Here is a 16027-nt window from a genome sequence, read left to right on the forward strand (position 1 = left end):
GTTTGTTTTCTTCTTATAAATATACGGAAACAGTCATTACTAATAAAGTAAATACAACCAAAATAATAAACAAAGGCATTATAAATTTTAGCCATTTATTAAATCCAACTTTTACTATGGCTAATGAGGCTAAAATTAATCCTGTTGGGTTTATTAAGTAAAATAATCCCATACCATATTGATAAGCATTTACTACAATTTCGCGTCCAACGCCTACACCATCGGCTAAAGGCGACATAATAGGCATAGTTAATACTGCCATTCCAGAAGAACTAGGTATAAAAAATGAAAGTACAGCGTAAATGCCTGTTATAGCACTTGCAAATACACCTTTGTTCATTCCATTTGTAACATCGCTTGCATAATATAACATGGTGTCGCTTATTAAGCCATCTGCCATAATTACGGTTATACCACGTGCAATACCAATAATTAATGCTACTCCTAATAAATCTGAAGCGCCTTTTACAAATGTATCCACAAATGTAGATTCTTTTATGCCGGTTATAATTCCTATTATAATGGCTCCAACTAAAAATGTAGCTGTCATTTCTACAAACCACCATTCTAAAAATACAACACCGTAAATCATAATTGCAAAACACATTGAAAAAACAAATAAAGCTAAACGCAAACGTGTAGTAAAATTCACTGTTTCTGTTGTGTTAGTAGAAAATAATGCTGCAATTTGTTGTTGTTGATCGTAAATTATTGATTTTGTTGGGTCTTTTTTTACTTTACTTGCATAGCGTAATATATATATAATACAAATAGTTAAACAAGATAGAAGCATTATTAATCTTCCTACTGCTCCAGTTGTCCAGTTTATTCCTGCGGCATCACTAGCTATAATACTACTAAATGGATTTATTGTTGAGCACATAGTGCCAATAGAAGAGCCAATAAATATAGAGGCAACACCAACTAAAGCATCGTATTTAGCAGCTAAAAATACAGGAATTAAAATAGGGAAGAAGGCAATAGTTTCTTCGGCAAAGCCAAATGTTGTACCACCAATGGCAACTAAAGTTGTAACTAAAATAATTAGGATAAACTCTCTGCCTTTTAAGGCATTGGCTAACCATGCAATACCAGCATCAAAAGCACCAGTGCTATTTATTATGCCTATTAATCCGCCAATTATTAATACTAAAAATATAATATCTGCGGCTTCAATAATACCTTTTACAGGAGATTTTATAAACTCGAATATTCCTTGAGGTTTTGCTTCTAATTGCTTGTAAGTATTTGGTATGTTTATAGCTTTATAAATATCGCCACTTGTAAATTTTTCTAAAGGAATTTTAATAGCTAAACCATCTAAAGTTTCTTGTGCGGCAGGCAGGTTTATAGACTTTTCGGAATTGGCTTGTGTAAAATTATTAGTTTCTTTATTATAAACTAATGTGTCGTATTTACCTGCTGGTACAACCCAAGTTAAGAGTGTAACTAATGCTGCTATTATAAGTAAAATGGTTTGAGCTGTTGGGAATTTAAGTGTTTTCATGCTTGGTATTACTGCATAAGCAGGAATTTATTTTAGAATATTTATTTGAGTTACGTTTTTCAATTTTATTTTAAAGGACAAAATCGTGAAATTTCTTTAACAATACTAAATATAGTATTATTTTTATTTTCAATTTTTAAAAAAGAATGACAATAGATATTCACGATAGCTGGAAGCCATATTTAAAAAATGAATTTAATAAACCGTATTTTGAGTCTTTAATTCAATTTGTAAAATCTGAATATAAAAACGAGCAATGTTTCCCGCCTGGACCATTAATTTTTAATGCTTTTGAAAAATGTGCTTTCAACGATTTAAAAGTTGTTATTATTGGTCAAGATCCATATCATAATTTTAACCAAGCTAATGGTCTATGTTTTAGTGTTAATGACGGTGTAAAACATCCACCTTCATTAATTAATATATTTAAAGAAATTGAAAACGATTTAAATATTCCATATCCTAAAAGTGGAAATTTAGAACGTTGGGCAGAGCAAGGTGTTTTTTTACTAAATGCGACTTTAACGGTTCGCGCTCACGAAGCTGGAAGTCACCAAAAACAAGGTTGGGAAACGTTTACAGATGCTGTAATACAAACTATTAGTGATAATAAAGAAAATGTAATATTTCTGCTTTGGGGAGGTTTTGCTAAGAAAAAAGCTAAGCTTATTAACTCCAAAAAACATTTTATTTTAAGTTCAGGTCATCCTTCTCCATTAAGCGCAAATAGAGGTTATTGGTTTGGTAATAAGCATTTTAGTGAGACTAATAATCTTTTAAAAGCTAACGGTTTTAAAGCTATAAATTGGTGATTTTTAAAACATTATAATCTATAAGTGTAAAAGTTACTAGTTTAAAAAATACTATTTCAAAATCATCTTTATTTAAAATATAGTATAGTTTATCGCTAATAGAATGAATATTTGATTTTTTGTTTGATAAAGACGAAACAAGTTTTTTGACCTGTTTCATTTTATTATCACCAGCACTTAAATGCTTGCCACAACCTTTAAAATCTATACTAAAAGGACTTATGTTTTTTGAAAAAGGTTCTTTAATGTTTGTAGTTTTATTATCTGCTAAACTTCTTAATAGTTTTAAGTAACTCTCTCCAGAATTATCTTTTATTTCTCCTATAGATAATAAATATAACTCGTAACTATAAATTGCATTTTTTAAATGTTCTTCAGAATGAATATTATTAGAGTTTAAGCAATCTATAAAAAGAGCATTAGCTTTTGCAGAATCGTTACAAGCATAAGTTAGTAATAAGAAAAAGTATAATAGAAAGTTAACTGTCTTCACATTATAAATTTCCGACTAAATCTTCATATTTCCATTTTTCAGGAATAATATTTAAAGCAAACAACTCGTCTTGGACTTTTGCTATTGTTTCTTTACTAATGTTTTCTTGCGACCACTCGGTTAAACTTAACCATTCTTGCACATCTTCTAATTCTTGCTCGTAACGATTTGCAATCATTCTGTCTATACTTGGAATATCTTTAAACTCTGAAGTTGTATTGTTTACAATCTCTAAAATGGTTTTAATATCTGCTTTATTCTCTGTTAAAAAATCTTCACGAACAGCAATAACAAAGCAAGGCCACGGTGTTGGTAAATTACCAATACGTCTAAAAACGCCTTTATCTACTATAGGTTTTGTCATGAACTTTTCCCACATAAAATAGTCGGCTGTTCCTTTTGTTAAGCCTTCTACAGCTCCATCAAGATTTTTAATAACTTCAAAGTTTAAATCTTTTTCTAAATTCCAACCGTTATTTTGTGCGTTTACGTAAGCCATTAAATGAGATCCAGAACCATAGCGACTAATTGCTGCTTTTGTTCCTTTTAAATCTTCAATAGTTTTATAATTAGATTTTGCGTCTACATGAATTCCCCAAATAAGAGGCGTTTCAACAAAAACTTGAACAATTTTACAACCATTTCCTGCGATAATATCTTTAATAATACCTTCGGTTAAAATAACAGCCATATCTATGTCTCCATCGCGAAGTCCTTTACACATAGCACCTGTGCCACCAAAATAGTCTTTCCAACGTAGGTTTATATTTGCTTCTTTATACTCAGCATTTTTTAAACCTAAATACCAGGCTAAATTAAAATGCTCTGGAACACCTCCTATGTTTATTGTTTTCATCTACTTATTCTACTAGTTTGTTTAATGTATAAACAATTAAATCGTCAACTGTTTTTGTTGGGTTTTCACTAAATTCTCCTGTGGCTCGATTAGCTATAATTGCATTCATAGATAATGCTTTGTGTCCTAAAAGATTTGATATGCCATAAATTCCAGCGGTTTCCATTTCTAAATTTGTAATGGCTTTACCGTTATAATTAAAGCTTGCTAATTTATTGTTTAATTCGTTATCCTGAAGCGCTAACCTTAAAATTCTACCTTGTGGTCCATAAAAGCCAACATTTGTAGCAGTAAATCCTTTTACGGTTTTACTAGAACTTAACTTGTTTAGTAGCTCTTTATTGCAATTAACAACGTATGGATTAGATTTTGCTTCGTACCAATTGGTATGTTTTATTAATGCGTTTGAAATGTCTTTATTTTGAAATGCCTCACTATCGTAAAAATGCAATAAACTATCAAAACCAGCAGCTAATTCACTTATTAAAAAAGAATCTATGGCAATGTCTTTTTGTATAGAACCAGAAGTACCAATTCTAACAATATTTAGAGCGGTAAGATTTTTTTTAATTTGTCTAGTCTCTAAGTCTATATTTACTAAAGCATCTAATTCGTTAAAAACAATATCTATATTATCTGTACCAATTCCTGTTGAAATTACTGTAATACGTTTGCCTTTATATGTACCTGTTTGTGTATGAAACTCTCTTTTTTTAGTTTCGAATTCTATATTATCAAAATGTTTTGTAACGCTAGACACACGGTCTGGATCGCCAACAGTTATGATAGTGTTAGATATATGTTCTGGCCTAAGATTTAAGTGATAAACACTACCATCTGGATTTAATATTAATTCTGATTCTTTAATTGTCATTTAAATACTAGCAATTAGTTTGCTCTCTTTTTTATAGTATTGATATTCTGATTTGTTTGTACCACCAAACTCAAAATTAACATTTAACATTTTTAAAAAGTTTTTTTGATGCTCTAAGGCAAGGTGTCCATTCCTATTTAATGTTAAAGTGTCTTCGGTTTCATTGTAAAATAAATCTAATTCATCTATCATACGTTTTAATTGAAGGTCTCCAAAACCATAATAGCCTTGGTAATGCAAGCAATAACCTAAAAGGTGATGTCTAGATTTTATACTATGTTCTTTAATTAGCTTTAATGTGTTGTATTCTAAAGTATTGAGTCCGCTTCTTGTATCTGGAAAACGTCTTAAATGTGCTTTTAAGCAATTGCTTAAATATTTAAAGTTAGAGGGCCTAATAATTAACTCTTTAAATAATGTATGGTCTTTTTCACTATAAATTCGCCAAGCTTTCTGGGCTGTTGCAATATCATCTACATTTAGCTTTATCTTGTCTTTATAATGTTGTAATAATTGTTTTTCTGATAATTGAGCAATTCCTTTTAGGCCTTTTTCTCCTTCAACACGACCACTACACACTAAATATAAAGGTAATTTTATTTCTTTTTGTTTTATTAAACTTATTGCGGCTATCATGTTAATGTGGCAAAACAAATCGTACTCAAACCATAATACTATTTCCGTATAATTAGAAACATTGTTTAGTTTATTTAATTCCGATTTTATTTTATCTATATCATACTCGGCATCATAAGTACTTTCTAAAAATGCTTTCCTAGCTTTAAAAAAACTATTTGTATTAATTTCTTTTTGTGTTGGACCTTCGCATAACATTTCGTGCCATGTAAGTATATCTCCTTCAAAATTAAGCTTTTCTAAGTAAGTTGTTAAAGCATTGCCATTAGTTATATGTAGAGTTGTATTGCTCATTATTTATCCTCCAACACGTTTCACATTAAAACCTTTTTCTTTTAACATTGTCATTATCTTATCTCTATAATCTCCTTGAATTATAATTTTGTCGTCTTTAAAACTTCCACCAACACTTAATTTTTGTTTTAACTCTTTAGCTAAAGCTTTAAAATCTTCTGTGGCACCGGTATAACCTTCTAATATGGTAATAGGTTTTCCTTTTCGTTTTTCGTATTTACAAATAATAGGATCATCCTGCAACCAAAGACCTTGATCTTCTGTTGTAGGTTCAATGTCTTTTTCTTCGTGATCGGGAAAAAGATTTTTTAATTGGTCTTTTAAATCCATTTTTTAAGTGTGAAGTATTCAATAAAACAGTCATCAGTTTAAAACTATCTACTTCTAACTGATGACTGACTACTGTTTATTTTTTAAGTCCTAATTCAATAAGACGTTGGTTTAAAAATTCTCCTGCAGTAATATCTTCATATTGCTTAGGATTATTTTCGTCTACACAACTATCTAAAACATCTAATTTCATTTCGCTAATTGGATGCATGAAAAAAGGAATAGAGTAGCGGCTAGTTCCCCAAAGTTCTCTTGGTGGATTAATTACTCTATGTATTGTAGATTTTAATTTGTTGTTTGTGTGGCGAGATAACATGTCTCCAACATTAATCATTAACTCGTCTGGCTCTGCAATAGCATCAATCCATTCGCCATCATGATTTTGTACTTGTAATCCACGACCTTGAGCACCCATTAACAATGTAATTAAATTAATGTCTCCATGAGCGGCAGCACGTTCCGCAGCTTTAGGTTCTTCGGTAATTGGTGGATAATGTATTGGTCTTAAAATAGAATTACCATTATGAATATAGTTATCAAAATATGTTTCTTCTAAATCTAAATGTAAAGCTAAAGCACGTAAAACATATTTTGCTGTTTTTTCTAACATTTGGTAGGCTTCTTTTCCTACTTTATTAAATGCTGGTACTTCTTTTACTTCTACATTTTCTGGATATTCTTTAGCACGTTCTGGGTCATCTTCTACGTATTGACCAAAGTGCCAAAACTCTTTTAAATCACCTTCTTTTTTGCCTTTTGCACTTTCTTTTCCAAAAGAAACGTAACCACGTTGGCCACCTATACCGGGAATTTCGTATTTACGTTTTTCTTCAACTGGAAGAGAGAAAAAGTTTTTAATTTCAGAGTATAAACTATCTACTAGTTTGTCATCTAAAAAGTGTCCTTTTAAAGCAACAAAACCAATTTCTTGATAAGCTTTTCCTATTTCATCTATAAATTTTTGTTTTCTCTTTGGGTCATCAGAAAGAAAATCTTCTAAATTAACACTTGGTATACTTGTCATCTATTACAATAATTTTTAAATCGTCTATATACAAATGTAAAGAAAAGATTGCATATTTAATAATCAATAATAATTAGCTTCATTTATCAATTTATAGTCAATAATGTTATATTTGATAAACCTTATTTACCATATTTAATATACTAATGAAATCTAACATAAAATATAAAAAAACCAAACTTTCTACAACAACTAAAATAGCGCTTTATAAAACTATGCTTAAGCCTCGTTTAATAGAGGAGAAGATGCTTATTTTGCTACGTCAAGGTAAAATAAGTAAATGGTTTTCTGGTATTGGTCAAGAGGCTATTTCGGTAGGAGTTACAATGGCTATGCAAGCAGAAGAATATATTTTACCTATGCATAGAAATTTAGGTGTTTTTACAACGCGAGAAATTCCTCTTTACCGTTTGTTTAGCCAATGGCAAGGTAAAGCAAATGGTTTTACAAAAGGTAGAGACCGTTCGTTCCATTTTGGAACTCAAGAGTTTAATATTATTGGTATGATTTCTCATTTGGGACCACAATTTGGCGTTGCAGATGGTATTGCTTTAGCAAGTAAATTAAAAAACAAAAATCAAGTTACAGCAGTTTTTACTGGTGAAGGCGGAACTAGTGAAGGTGATATACACGAGGCTTTAAATGTTGCGTCTGTATGGCAATTACCTGTACTTTTTTGTATTGAAAATAATGGATACGGATTATCGACACCTACTAAAGAGCAATATAATTGCGAAAATTTAGCAGATAGAGCTTTAGGCTATGGCATGGAGTCTCACATTATAGACGGTAATAATATTTTAGAAGTTTACACTAAAATCTCTGAGATTACAGAAAGTATTAGAAAAAAACCACGTCCAGTTTTAATAGAGTTTAAAACATTTAGAATGCGTGGTCATGAAGAGGCTAGTGGTACCAAATATGTACCGCAAGATTTAATGGACCAGTGGGCACAAAAAGATCCAATAGAAAATTATAGATTACATTTATTAACAGAAGGTATTTTAACAGAAAAAGAAGATGCTATTTTTAAAGCTGAAATTAAAGCAGAAATAGACACGCATTTAGATAAAACTAATGCAGAAGAAATAATTGTTTCTACTGAAAGTAATGAATTATATGATGTCTATAAAGATTTTGATTATCAAAACATTGAAGAATCTTCAAACACAAACGAACTGCGTTTAATAGACGCTATCCATGAAGGTTTAAAGCAGTCTATGGAAAAGCATGACGACTTAGTAATTATGGGTCAAGATATTGCAGAATATGGAGGTGTTTTTAAAATTACAGATGGTTTTGTTGAAGCTTTTGGTAAAGATAGAGTACGTAACACGCCTATTTGTGAGTCTGCAATAATAGAGACTGCTATGGGATTAAGTATAGCAGGAATTAAAAGTATTGTAGAATTACAGTTTAGCGATTTTGTAACCTCAGGTTTCAATCCAGTTGTAAATTATTTAGCGAAGTCGCATTATCGTTGGAATCAAAATGCAGATGTTGTACTTAGAATGCCATGTGGAGCAGGAGTAGCGGCAGGACCTTTTCATAGTCAAACAAACGAAGCTTGGTTTACAAAAACACCAGGTTTAAAAGTGGTTTATCCAGCATTTCCAAAAGATGCTAAAGGCTTATTAGCGACAGCAATTAACGATCCCAATCCAGTGTTGTTTTTTGAGCATAAAGCACTATATAGAAGCATTCGACAAGAAGTTCCAACAGATTACTTTACAATACCTTTTGGTAAAGCAGCAACACTAAAACAAGGTACCGATATTACTATAATTGCATATGGGCAAGCAGTACATTGGGCATTAAACACATTAGAAAATCATCAAGATATTTCTGCCGATGTTATTGATTTAAGGTCCTTACAACCATTAGATACAGAAACTATTTATGCATCAACTAAAAAAACAGGTCGTGTAATTATTTTACAAGAAGATTCACTTTTTGGAGGTATTGCTAGTGATATTTCAGCCTTAATAATGGAAAATTGTTTTGAAAGTTTAGATGCTCCTGTTAAACGTGTAGCTAGTTTAGAAACACCAATACCTTTTATAAATCAATTAGAAGATCAATATTTAGCGCGAGATAAGTTTGAAGATGAACTATTAGCGTTACTTGCTTATTAAAAAATAAAAAAACCAGTGAACCCTAATTCACTGGTTTTTTATCAATTAATCAAGTTATTATTAATATGCATAGCGTTTTGCACCATTCCATAATCCGTTTGTTGTATTGCTGAATTTTAAGATTTCTCTACTAACATGTAAATTGTTTTCAGTAATGCAATTTGTTCTTCTTAAGTTGTTAATAATAGCTTTCATAATTTAGGTTTTTGTTGATTGGTTTACTGCAATAATGTATTCCAGTATTGATTGATGATTTTTTTTTTGTTATCTATAACGTCTTCTAGAATTCCAAGTGTTACTTTTTGTTCCTTCTAAAGTTCCTGATAATTGATTGTTGTTTAAAGTTCTCATAATGATTGGTTTTAAAAATGATTGATAAATTATTTGTTATATTATAAAGACGACGTAAAAATAAATTTGTTACAGTACTATGTATTACAAAGTACATATTTAACATATTTTAACATTTTTGTAAAGATTTTTTCTATTTTAAAGTGCTTTTATATTATTTCTATAATAGCATTTTATAAAGTTGAATGATAAAATATTAGAATTAATAAAATTTTAATATTTCGGTACGGTTTTTGGTTTATTTTTGACAAATACAATTTTTTATTAATAATGAAGTATAATTTATTTTTTGTTTTTACACTTTTAGCATTTTGTTTAAATGCACAAATAGATAGTGAAAATAAATCTATAATTATTCCCGCTCAAGAAGTTGAGGACCCAAAAGCAGATAACGAACTTATTATCATGCCTGAAGAAAAAAACAGTGCAGAGCCTGATAAAGAAGAAGAAAACGAAATAGTTTTACCAAAAAAAGAAAAGTTACCAGTTGCAGAGCGCAAGGAGTTTTCTATGATTAAAGAGAATAAGTTTAGAAATCCTGCCGAGTTATACCAAAAGCAATTAAAAAATGCTTTAAAATTAAGACCAGACGAAGAGAGAAAACATAATGGGAGTGAGGTAACTCAATATTTAGGAGAATATAGTACTAAAGCCAAACGCGTTAATATTATATATAGAGATCATCAAGCAGAAGATGGAGATATAATACGTGTTTATGTTAATGGAAATATAGCTCAATCTAGAGTATTGCTTCAAAACCATAGTAAAGGTTTCTTTTTAACATTAGAACCTGGAGACAATATTATAGAGTTCGAAGCTTTAAATCAAGGAACAAGTGGTCCAAACACAGCAGAATTTCAAGTCTTAGACGACTCTGGTAAAGCATTTATTACTAACCAATGGAATTTGGCTACAGGAGTAAAAGCAACTATAACAGTGGTTAAGGCAAAGGACGAAGAATAGTAAACTTTATTATTTCCTTTAATAAATCAATAGAAAATCGTATTTTTACAAAATTAATTGACAATTCAGTCAATTATTAATACTTACACAAAAAAAGAATGGCAAAGTCGCAACAGACATTTAACAAATTAGAAAAAGAAAAAAAGCGCTTAAAGAAAAGAGAAGACAAACGTAAGAAAATGGAGGCTAGAAAGGCCGCTAAGGAAGAAAATGGTACAGACGGAATACAGTTTGCTTACGTAGATTTTAACGGTAATTTAGTAGATACGCCGCCAGATCCAGAAGATAAAATTAAAGTAAAAGCAGATAATATTATTTTAGGTGTGCCTAAAAAAGAAGATTTGCCAGAAGTAGATCCAATTAGAAAAGGAAAAGTTTCATTTTACGACTCGTCTAAAGGTTTTGGTTTTATTATAGATACCGAAGACCAAGAAAAATACTTTTGTCACGTTAGTGGTTTAATTGATGAAATTACAGAAAACGACAAAGTACAATTTGAACTAGAAAAAGGCATGAAAGGTTTAAACGCCGTTCGTGTTAAAAAAGTATAATATTGCTATTAACTGTGATTGAACACACGTTAGCCTTGATTTTTAATCAAGGCTTTTTTTTTAAATATTTCCTAATGCTTCAAAAAGCTTTACTTTAGTTTTATAAAACATATTTTTTAGTTTTAAAGCTTTTAATTCTGCATCAATTAAACTGGACTCTCGGTAGTTAATTAAAAACACAGAGCTTTCTCCAAAGCTAAATTTTCTTTCTTCAGCATTAAGTAGTGTATTATAATCTTTAACTACAGCGTCTATTAATTCTATTTGTGTAATATAAGAATCAAGCTCCTTTTTTAAAGCTTCAACCTTATTAGTAATTGCTATGCCGGTATTTAAACGTTCAAATTTTGAAGCGTCAATTTTTAGCTTTGTTAATTTTAAGTTTCCGCGTTCTTTTCTTAAAAACAATGGAAACGAGACATTTAACCCTAGTTTATAATTGTTTAGGCTGTAGCTATTGCTTATGTCTGGATTTTCGGTAATAAAATTATATTGCACATCAACCTTAGGTAATAACTTATTAGCTTTTAGCTTAGCATCTACATCTAAACTTTTAATTTTATTGTTTAAAGCATTTAATTTTGGATGATTATCTATTTCAAATTCAATGTCTTGATTTAAATTTAAAACTTGGTTTACTGTGTTTTCTGATAATTGAGCAGGTGTTACGCTACTATTAATCTCTATAGGTACGCCAGAATCTAACCATAAAAAATTAGACACTTTTAAAGTTTTTTTTAAAAATTTAATGCTAGACTGCTCTAAAGATAATTTTCTGTTATTAATATTAATATTGGCTTCTAAACTATCTATTCCTGGTTTATCTCCTGCTAAAACGCTTTTTCGTACTCCATTATAGCGCGTTTTAGCGTTTTCTAGAAAACGACTGTACATTTTTTGCTCGTTGTAAGCTTGAAGCCATTCAAAATAAGCTATTGATGCATCGTATAAAACTTTATTTACAGTTAAGGTTCTTTCTGCTTTATTTTGCTCTATAAAATATTTGGCCTTTTTTAAAGTAGCCATTCTTTCATTAATAATTAATCCTTGTCCTAAAGAAGCAGATATTCCTGCAGAAAATAAACCATCATCTGGTACATTGTTTTGTGGATTTAAATATTGACCATCATTATTTTCAAAATTTGCTTTTAATTCTACACCATACCAAGTTGGCACTTTAAATGTTGCATTAAATAAATTATAATAATCTTTATTTTTAAAATCTTTACGGTCGTAATTTGCTTCAATTTTTGGATCAAAACTACCACGTGCTTTTAATAAATTATATTCTCCTTCTTCTAGTTTTAAATTTGCTTGTTTAACAATTGGGTGAAATTGTTTTACGTAGCTTATATATTCTTCAAAGCTTAATTCTAAGTCATTTATGCTTTGTGAAAACGCATTAGCATACAGTAAAATGCAAAATAACAATAGGTGTTTTTTCATACTATTTTGTTTTGTTGTCACTGTTTTTTGGTTGGTAATAATTAGGTGGGAATCCGTTTAATTGTCTCCAAACTTCAAACCAAATAGGTACGTCTTCTAATAAGCCAATAGCTTTAACGCCAGATCCAACTCTAATTGCAGTTGGCCATTTATAATCGTTTTTATCTGGAGCTAAAAGAATTCTAAATTTACCGTTACTACTTATAAAATTTTCTATTGCAATTACTTTTGCGCCGTACGTACCGTACGATACATTAGGCCAACCACTAAATACTATTGCTGGCCAACCATCAAACTGTACTCTAAATGTTTCGCCAATATGCACTAAAGGTAAATCTATAGGATCTATATAGGTTTCTACAGCCAGATCGTAATTTGCTGGCATAATACCAACAATGCGTTCGCCTTCTTTAAAACTTTCACCAATTCCTGTTTTTATAGCTTTGTTTATATAGCCGTCTAATGGTGCTTTTATATAATACATAGCATTTCTTATTTCATAATTAGTACGGTTATTTTCTAATTTTGAAACTTGTACTTTGGCATCGTATTGGTTAGATTCTGCAGTAAATTTATCGCTTTGTGCTTTAGATATTTTATCTATATATGAAGCTTTTAAACGCGTAATTTCTACTTGAGCATTTAAAATTTCGTTTTTTGAAGCTAGAAATTTATTTTCTTGAGATATTAATTTTGCTTCTGTTTCTTGAAGTTTTAAGCGTTTTTGTTCAACATCGGTTAAAGATTTTAGTCCTTCTTTTTCTAAAATCTCTGCACGATTAAGTTGTTTTCTTGCTATTTCAATATTTGTTTTTGCTGCTTCAAAATCTATACTATCGCTTTTCATTTTAAGTTTAGATTGCAATAGTTTGTTTTCGGCTTGTTTAATTTTTAAAACACGTTCTTTAGATAGTGCTGAAATTTGATTGTTTAACGCTTTAACTTTTAAACCGTAACTTTCTACAGAAGCTGCTTTAGAGTTTATTTGATCGCCTGTAATTTTGACCAAATTTGGGTTAAAATAATCATCTTTTACTTCAGAAATAAAAAGAATTGTATCTCCTTTTTTTACAAAATCACCTTCGCGTACAAACCATTTTTCTATACGTCCAGGAATAGGCGATTGTATGCTTTGTGGTCTTTGATCTGGCGTAAGTGTTGTTACAGCTCCACTAGCCGAAATACTTTGTGTCCATGGTAAAAGCAATACTATTATACAAATTATAGCAAATGAAATAAGAAGTCTGTTAAACTGTTTAAAATGCTTTTTATTAAAAGCTTTTTTATAAGACATATACTTAGAAATGTCTACTTTTTCGTTTAATTTATTTGTAGATATGTTTAGCATATTATTTCTTATTAATTATTCTACCTTTATTTAACTCTATAATGTTATTAGCTTTAGATAGCCAATTTTTGTTATGACTTACCACTACTAGTGTCCAATCGTGAGATGGTAAGGTTAGGTATTCAATTATTTTTTGAGCTTCTTTGGTTTCAAATTGCTCTAATGGTTCTTTTAACAATAAAAGTTTAGGACTTTTAACAATACTTCTAGCTAACATGATTTTTTTAGAAATGGTAAAAGACATTCCTTTTCCTTCTGGATAAAGCATTGTTTTTAGTCCTAATGGCAAGCTTTTTACATAATCTTTAAGCCCTAAATTTTTAATAACATCGTTAACTTGATCTAAGGTTATATTCTTATCTCCAAAAGTTATATTTTCTAGCAAAGTGCCTTCAAAAGGCATTTCTTGAGCAAGTGTTTGGCCAATAAAAGATTTGTAAGAATTAATATTTATTCCTAATAGCGATTTATTATTTATATAAATTTTACCACTTGTTGGTGTAATTAATCCTGCTATTAGTTTTAAAAGTGTTGATTTACCAGATCCATTTTGTCCTGTTATTAGTAAGGTTTGCTTAGGTTGTATTTGTAGCGTTATATTGCTTAGTATTTTATCGTCACGGTTTGGTACGGCATACGATATATCATCTAATTCTAAATAAAATTCATTATTAACTGTTAATAATTCTCCTTCTTGAGATTCTAAAGGTTTGTCTACTATTTTTCCAAGTTTTTCAATAGAAGTTAAAACATCGTAAATAGTTTCTAAACCAAGAATTAGTTTTTCTACCGATGCTATTACAAGAAGTATAATAATTTCGGCAGCAACAAATTGCCCAATGTTCATTCTTTGGTTTAAAACTAAAAGGCCTCCAATAATTAATAAACCAGCAGTTACTAATACTTTAAAACCTATTAATTGCATAAACTGAAGAATTAAAACATTAAAATGTTTTTCTCTTTCTTCAAGATAATTAGTTACAAGCCTATCGTTTTTATGCATTGCTAAACTTGTTTTACCAGAAAGTTTAAAACTTAAAATAGATCTTGCAATTTCTTGTAACCAGTGTGCAACTTTATATTTACTGTTAGATTCTTCTAAACTTGTTTCTAAGCCTTTTTGTGCAGTAAATTTAAATACAATATAAACTAACAGTAATAGTAAAAAGCCATAAATAATAAAGAATGGATGATAAAAGGATAGTAGTATTAATCCAAAAATTATTTGCAACAATGCAGCAGGAAATTCTATTAAAATTTTTGAAAGTCCTTTTTGTACAGTTAAAGTATCGAAAAACCTATTTGCTAATTCTGGCGGATAAGAACCATTTAAACCTTTCATTGTCATTTTTGGAAAACGATATGCAAATTCAAAAGATGAGCGTGTAAAGATTTTTTGCTGTACATTTTCTATAATTCTAATTTGCATGAGCTGCAAAACGCCAACAAAAACAACGCCCAATGTTACCAAACCAACTAACACCATCCAAGATGTGCTTATTTGCGCACTTTGTAAAAGATTAATTATAGCTTGAATTCCTAATGGTAACGATAGACTTACTATTCCAGCAAATATGGCATAGAAAAATATTTGTTTAATGTCTTTTTTATCAAGTTTTAAAAGATTTATTAACCTTTGCGTAGTTGTTAATATTGTTTTTGCCATTAGTTTTGTTTTAAAATTTTAAAAACCAAATCATTAAAAAATATAGTAGGAGCTAGGTCTTTACTACATTCTGTAATAGATTTAAAATGATCTTTTAAGTAATGTTGATGCATTGCGCCTTCAATTATTGTACTTGCAAGTGCTTTTGGGTATTTGTAAGTTGTGTTTACATCTATAATAAAATCTTTTAACCTATTTACTAATCGCTTATAAACCGAAAAATATCCTTCTTTATTTTCTGCATCAACTTCTTTTGTTAAGTAAGATTTTGAAAATTCACTAATAACTATTCGTTTTAAAACAACTTTATCTATATGGCTAAAAGCACTATCTATTGTTGTTGTTTGTGTAAGTACTTCTACTGCTTTTTTTAGTTTTAATTCTTTATCTTCTAAACTGTTTGTAGAAAATACTAATTGATATTCTAGCCAAGTCCAATACCATGTCGTTAAGTACAATAGTAGCATATGCTTATTTTCAAAATATCTATAAATCGAGCTTTCGTTAGAGCCAATTTTAGTACCTAATTTTTTAAATGTGAATAAATCAAAGCCTATTTCGTCTATTAATAAAATACTGTTTTCTACAATACGTTTTCCCAACGAAGATGATTCGGGATCTTTTAAATAAATATTTTCTTTAATACTTATTCTAATATTTGATAGTAAATATTTCATAATAATAAATTTAATTGCAAATATAATAGTAATACTATCATTTTTGAAATCGAATTAACTATTA

General features: G+C 29.6%; 16 protein-coding genes. 4 read left to right on the forward strand and 12 right to left on the reverse strand.

Annotation, left to right across the window (positions count from 1 at the left end; translation table 11 throughout):
- Positions 1–13 precede the first annotated feature (13 nt).
- Positions 14–1507, reverse strand: a complete 1494-nt coding sequence (locus CLV86_RS01115; protein ID WP_121048628.1) for a YfcC family protein — start codon at positions 1505–1507, stop codon at positions 14–16.
- A gap of 146 nt (positions 1508–1653) precedes the next feature.
- Between CLV86_RS01115 and CLV86_RS01120 the strand changes: the two genes are divergently transcribed.
- Positions 1654–2319 carry a uracil-DNA glycosylase gene (locus tag CLV86_RS01120; RefSeq protein ID WP_121048631.1) on the forward strand — a complete coding sequence of 222 codons (666 nt, stop codon included), beginning with the start codon at positions 1654–1656 and terminating at the stop codon, positions 2317–2319.
- Here the strand turns inward: CLV86_RS01120 and CLV86_RS01125 are convergent.
- The 6 genes from CLV86_RS01125 to CLV86_RS01150 all read right to left on the reverse strand — a co-directional run bounded on the left by CLV86_RS01125 (position 2306) and on the right by CLV86_RS01150 (position 6826).
- Complete coding sequence (locus CLV86_RS01125) at positions 2306–2812, reverse strand: hypothetical protein (RefSeq protein WP_121048634.1); 507 nt, start codon at positions 2810–2812, stop codon at positions 2306–2308. The two genes, CLV86_RS01120 and CLV86_RS01125, sit on opposite strands and share 14 nt — an antisense overlap.
- Position 2813: 1 nt before the next feature.
- Positions 2814–3668 carry a substrate-binding domain-containing protein gene (locus CLV86_RS01130; RefSeq protein ID WP_121048637.1) on the reverse strand — a complete coding sequence of 285 codons (855 nt, stop codon included), beginning with the start codon at positions 3666–3668 and terminating at the stop codon, positions 2814–2816.
- A 4-nt stretch (positions 3669–3672) separates the two neighbouring features.
- Positions 3673–4542 carry a nucleoside phosphorylase gene (locus CLV86_RS01135; protein WP_121048640.1) on the reverse strand — a complete coding sequence of 290 codons (870 nt, stop codon included), beginning with the start codon at positions 4540–4542 and terminating at the stop codon, positions 3673–3675.
- On the reverse strand, positions 4543–5472 hold the full coding sequence (locus CLV86_RS01140) for a DUF1835 domain-containing protein (protein ID WP_121048643.1): 930 nt from the start codon (positions 5470–5472) through the stop codon (positions 4543–4545).
- Between the two features lie 3 nt (positions 5473–5475).
- Positions 5476–5802 carry a translation initiation factor gene (locus CLV86_RS01145; RefSeq protein WP_076733236.1) on the reverse strand — a complete coding sequence of 109 codons (327 nt, stop codon included), beginning with the start codon at positions 5800–5802 and terminating at the stop codon, positions 5476–5478.
- Positions 5803–5878: 76 nt separating this feature from the next.
- Entirely contained in the window at positions 5879–6826 is a 948-nt protein-coding gene (locus tag CLV86_RS01150) for an isopenicillin N synthase family dioxygenase (RefSeq protein ID WP_076733235.1), read from the reverse strand.
- A 146-nt stretch (positions 6827–6972) separates the two neighbouring features.
- Between CLV86_RS01150 and CLV86_RS01155 the strand changes: the two genes are divergently transcribed.
- Positions 6973–8961 (forward strand): alpha-ketoacid dehydrogenase subunit alpha/beta, encoded by a 1989-nt coding sequence (locus tag CLV86_RS01155; RefSeq protein ID WP_170148500.1) that lies wholly within the window; start codon positions 6973–6975, stop codon positions 8959–8961.
- Positions 8962–9021: 60 nt separating this feature from the next.
- Here CLV86_RS01155 and CLV86_RS14395 read toward each other — a convergent pair whose 3' ends face one another.
- Positions 9022–9156 carry a hypothetical protein gene (locus tag CLV86_RS14395; protein ID WP_262495103.1) on the reverse strand — a complete coding sequence of 45 codons (135 nt, stop codon included), beginning with the start codon at positions 9154–9156 and terminating at the stop codon, positions 9022–9024.
- A 426-nt stretch (positions 9157–9582) separates the two neighbouring features.
- Between CLV86_RS14395 and CLV86_RS01160 the strand changes: the two genes are divergently transcribed.
- Together CLV86_RS01160 and CLV86_RS01165 are read left to right on the forward strand one after the other, a co-directional pair.
- On the forward strand, positions 9583–10275 hold the full coding sequence (locus tag CLV86_RS01160) for a hypothetical protein (RefSeq protein ID WP_076733232.1): 693 nt from the start codon (positions 9583–9585) through the stop codon (positions 10273–10275).
- A gap of 98 nt (positions 10276–10373) precedes the next feature.
- Positions 10374–10826 (forward strand): cold-shock protein, encoded by a 453-nt coding sequence (locus CLV86_RS01165; RefSeq protein ID WP_076733231.1) that lies wholly within the window; start codon positions 10374–10376, stop codon positions 10824–10826.
- 60 nt (positions 10827–10886) lie between these two features.
- Here CLV86_RS01165 and CLV86_RS01170 read toward each other — a convergent pair whose 3' ends face one another.
- The 4 genes from CLV86_RS01170 to CLV86_RS01185 are packed head-to-tail and all read right to left on the reverse strand — an operon-like array spanning position 10887 to position 15963.
- Positions 10887–12272 carry a TolC family protein gene (locus CLV86_RS01170; protein WP_121048648.1) on the reverse strand — a complete coding sequence of 462 codons (1386 nt, stop codon included), beginning with the start codon at positions 12270–12272 and terminating at the stop codon, positions 10887–10889.
- 1 nt (position 12273) lies between these two features.
- A complete protein-coding gene (locus CLV86_RS01175; protein ID WP_121048651.1) occupies positions 12274–13620 on the reverse strand; it encodes an HlyD family secretion protein in 1347 nt (448 codons plus the stop codon).
- A 1-nt stretch (position 13621) separates the two neighbouring features.
- On the reverse strand, positions 13622–15286 hold the full coding sequence (locus CLV86_RS01180; protein ID WP_121048654.1) for a peptidase domain-containing ABC transporter: 1665 nt from the start codon (positions 15284–15286) through the stop codon (positions 13622–13624).
- On the reverse strand, positions 15286–15963 hold the full coding sequence (locus CLV86_RS01185; protein ID WP_121048657.1) for a TetR/AcrR family transcriptional regulator: 678 nt from the start codon (positions 15961–15963) through the stop codon (positions 15286–15288). Before CLV86_RS01185 ends, CLV86_RS01180 begins: the two co-directional genes overlap by 1 nt.
- Between the last annotated feature and the right edge of the window lie 64 nt (positions 15964–16027).

Origin of the sequence: Lacinutrix venerupis (genome assembly GCF_003663945.1) — a bacterium.
In the GTDB taxonomy this organism is placed as follows: Bacteria; Bacteroidota; Bacteroidia; order Flavobacteriales; family Flavobacteriaceae; genus Lacinutrix; species Lacinutrix venerupis.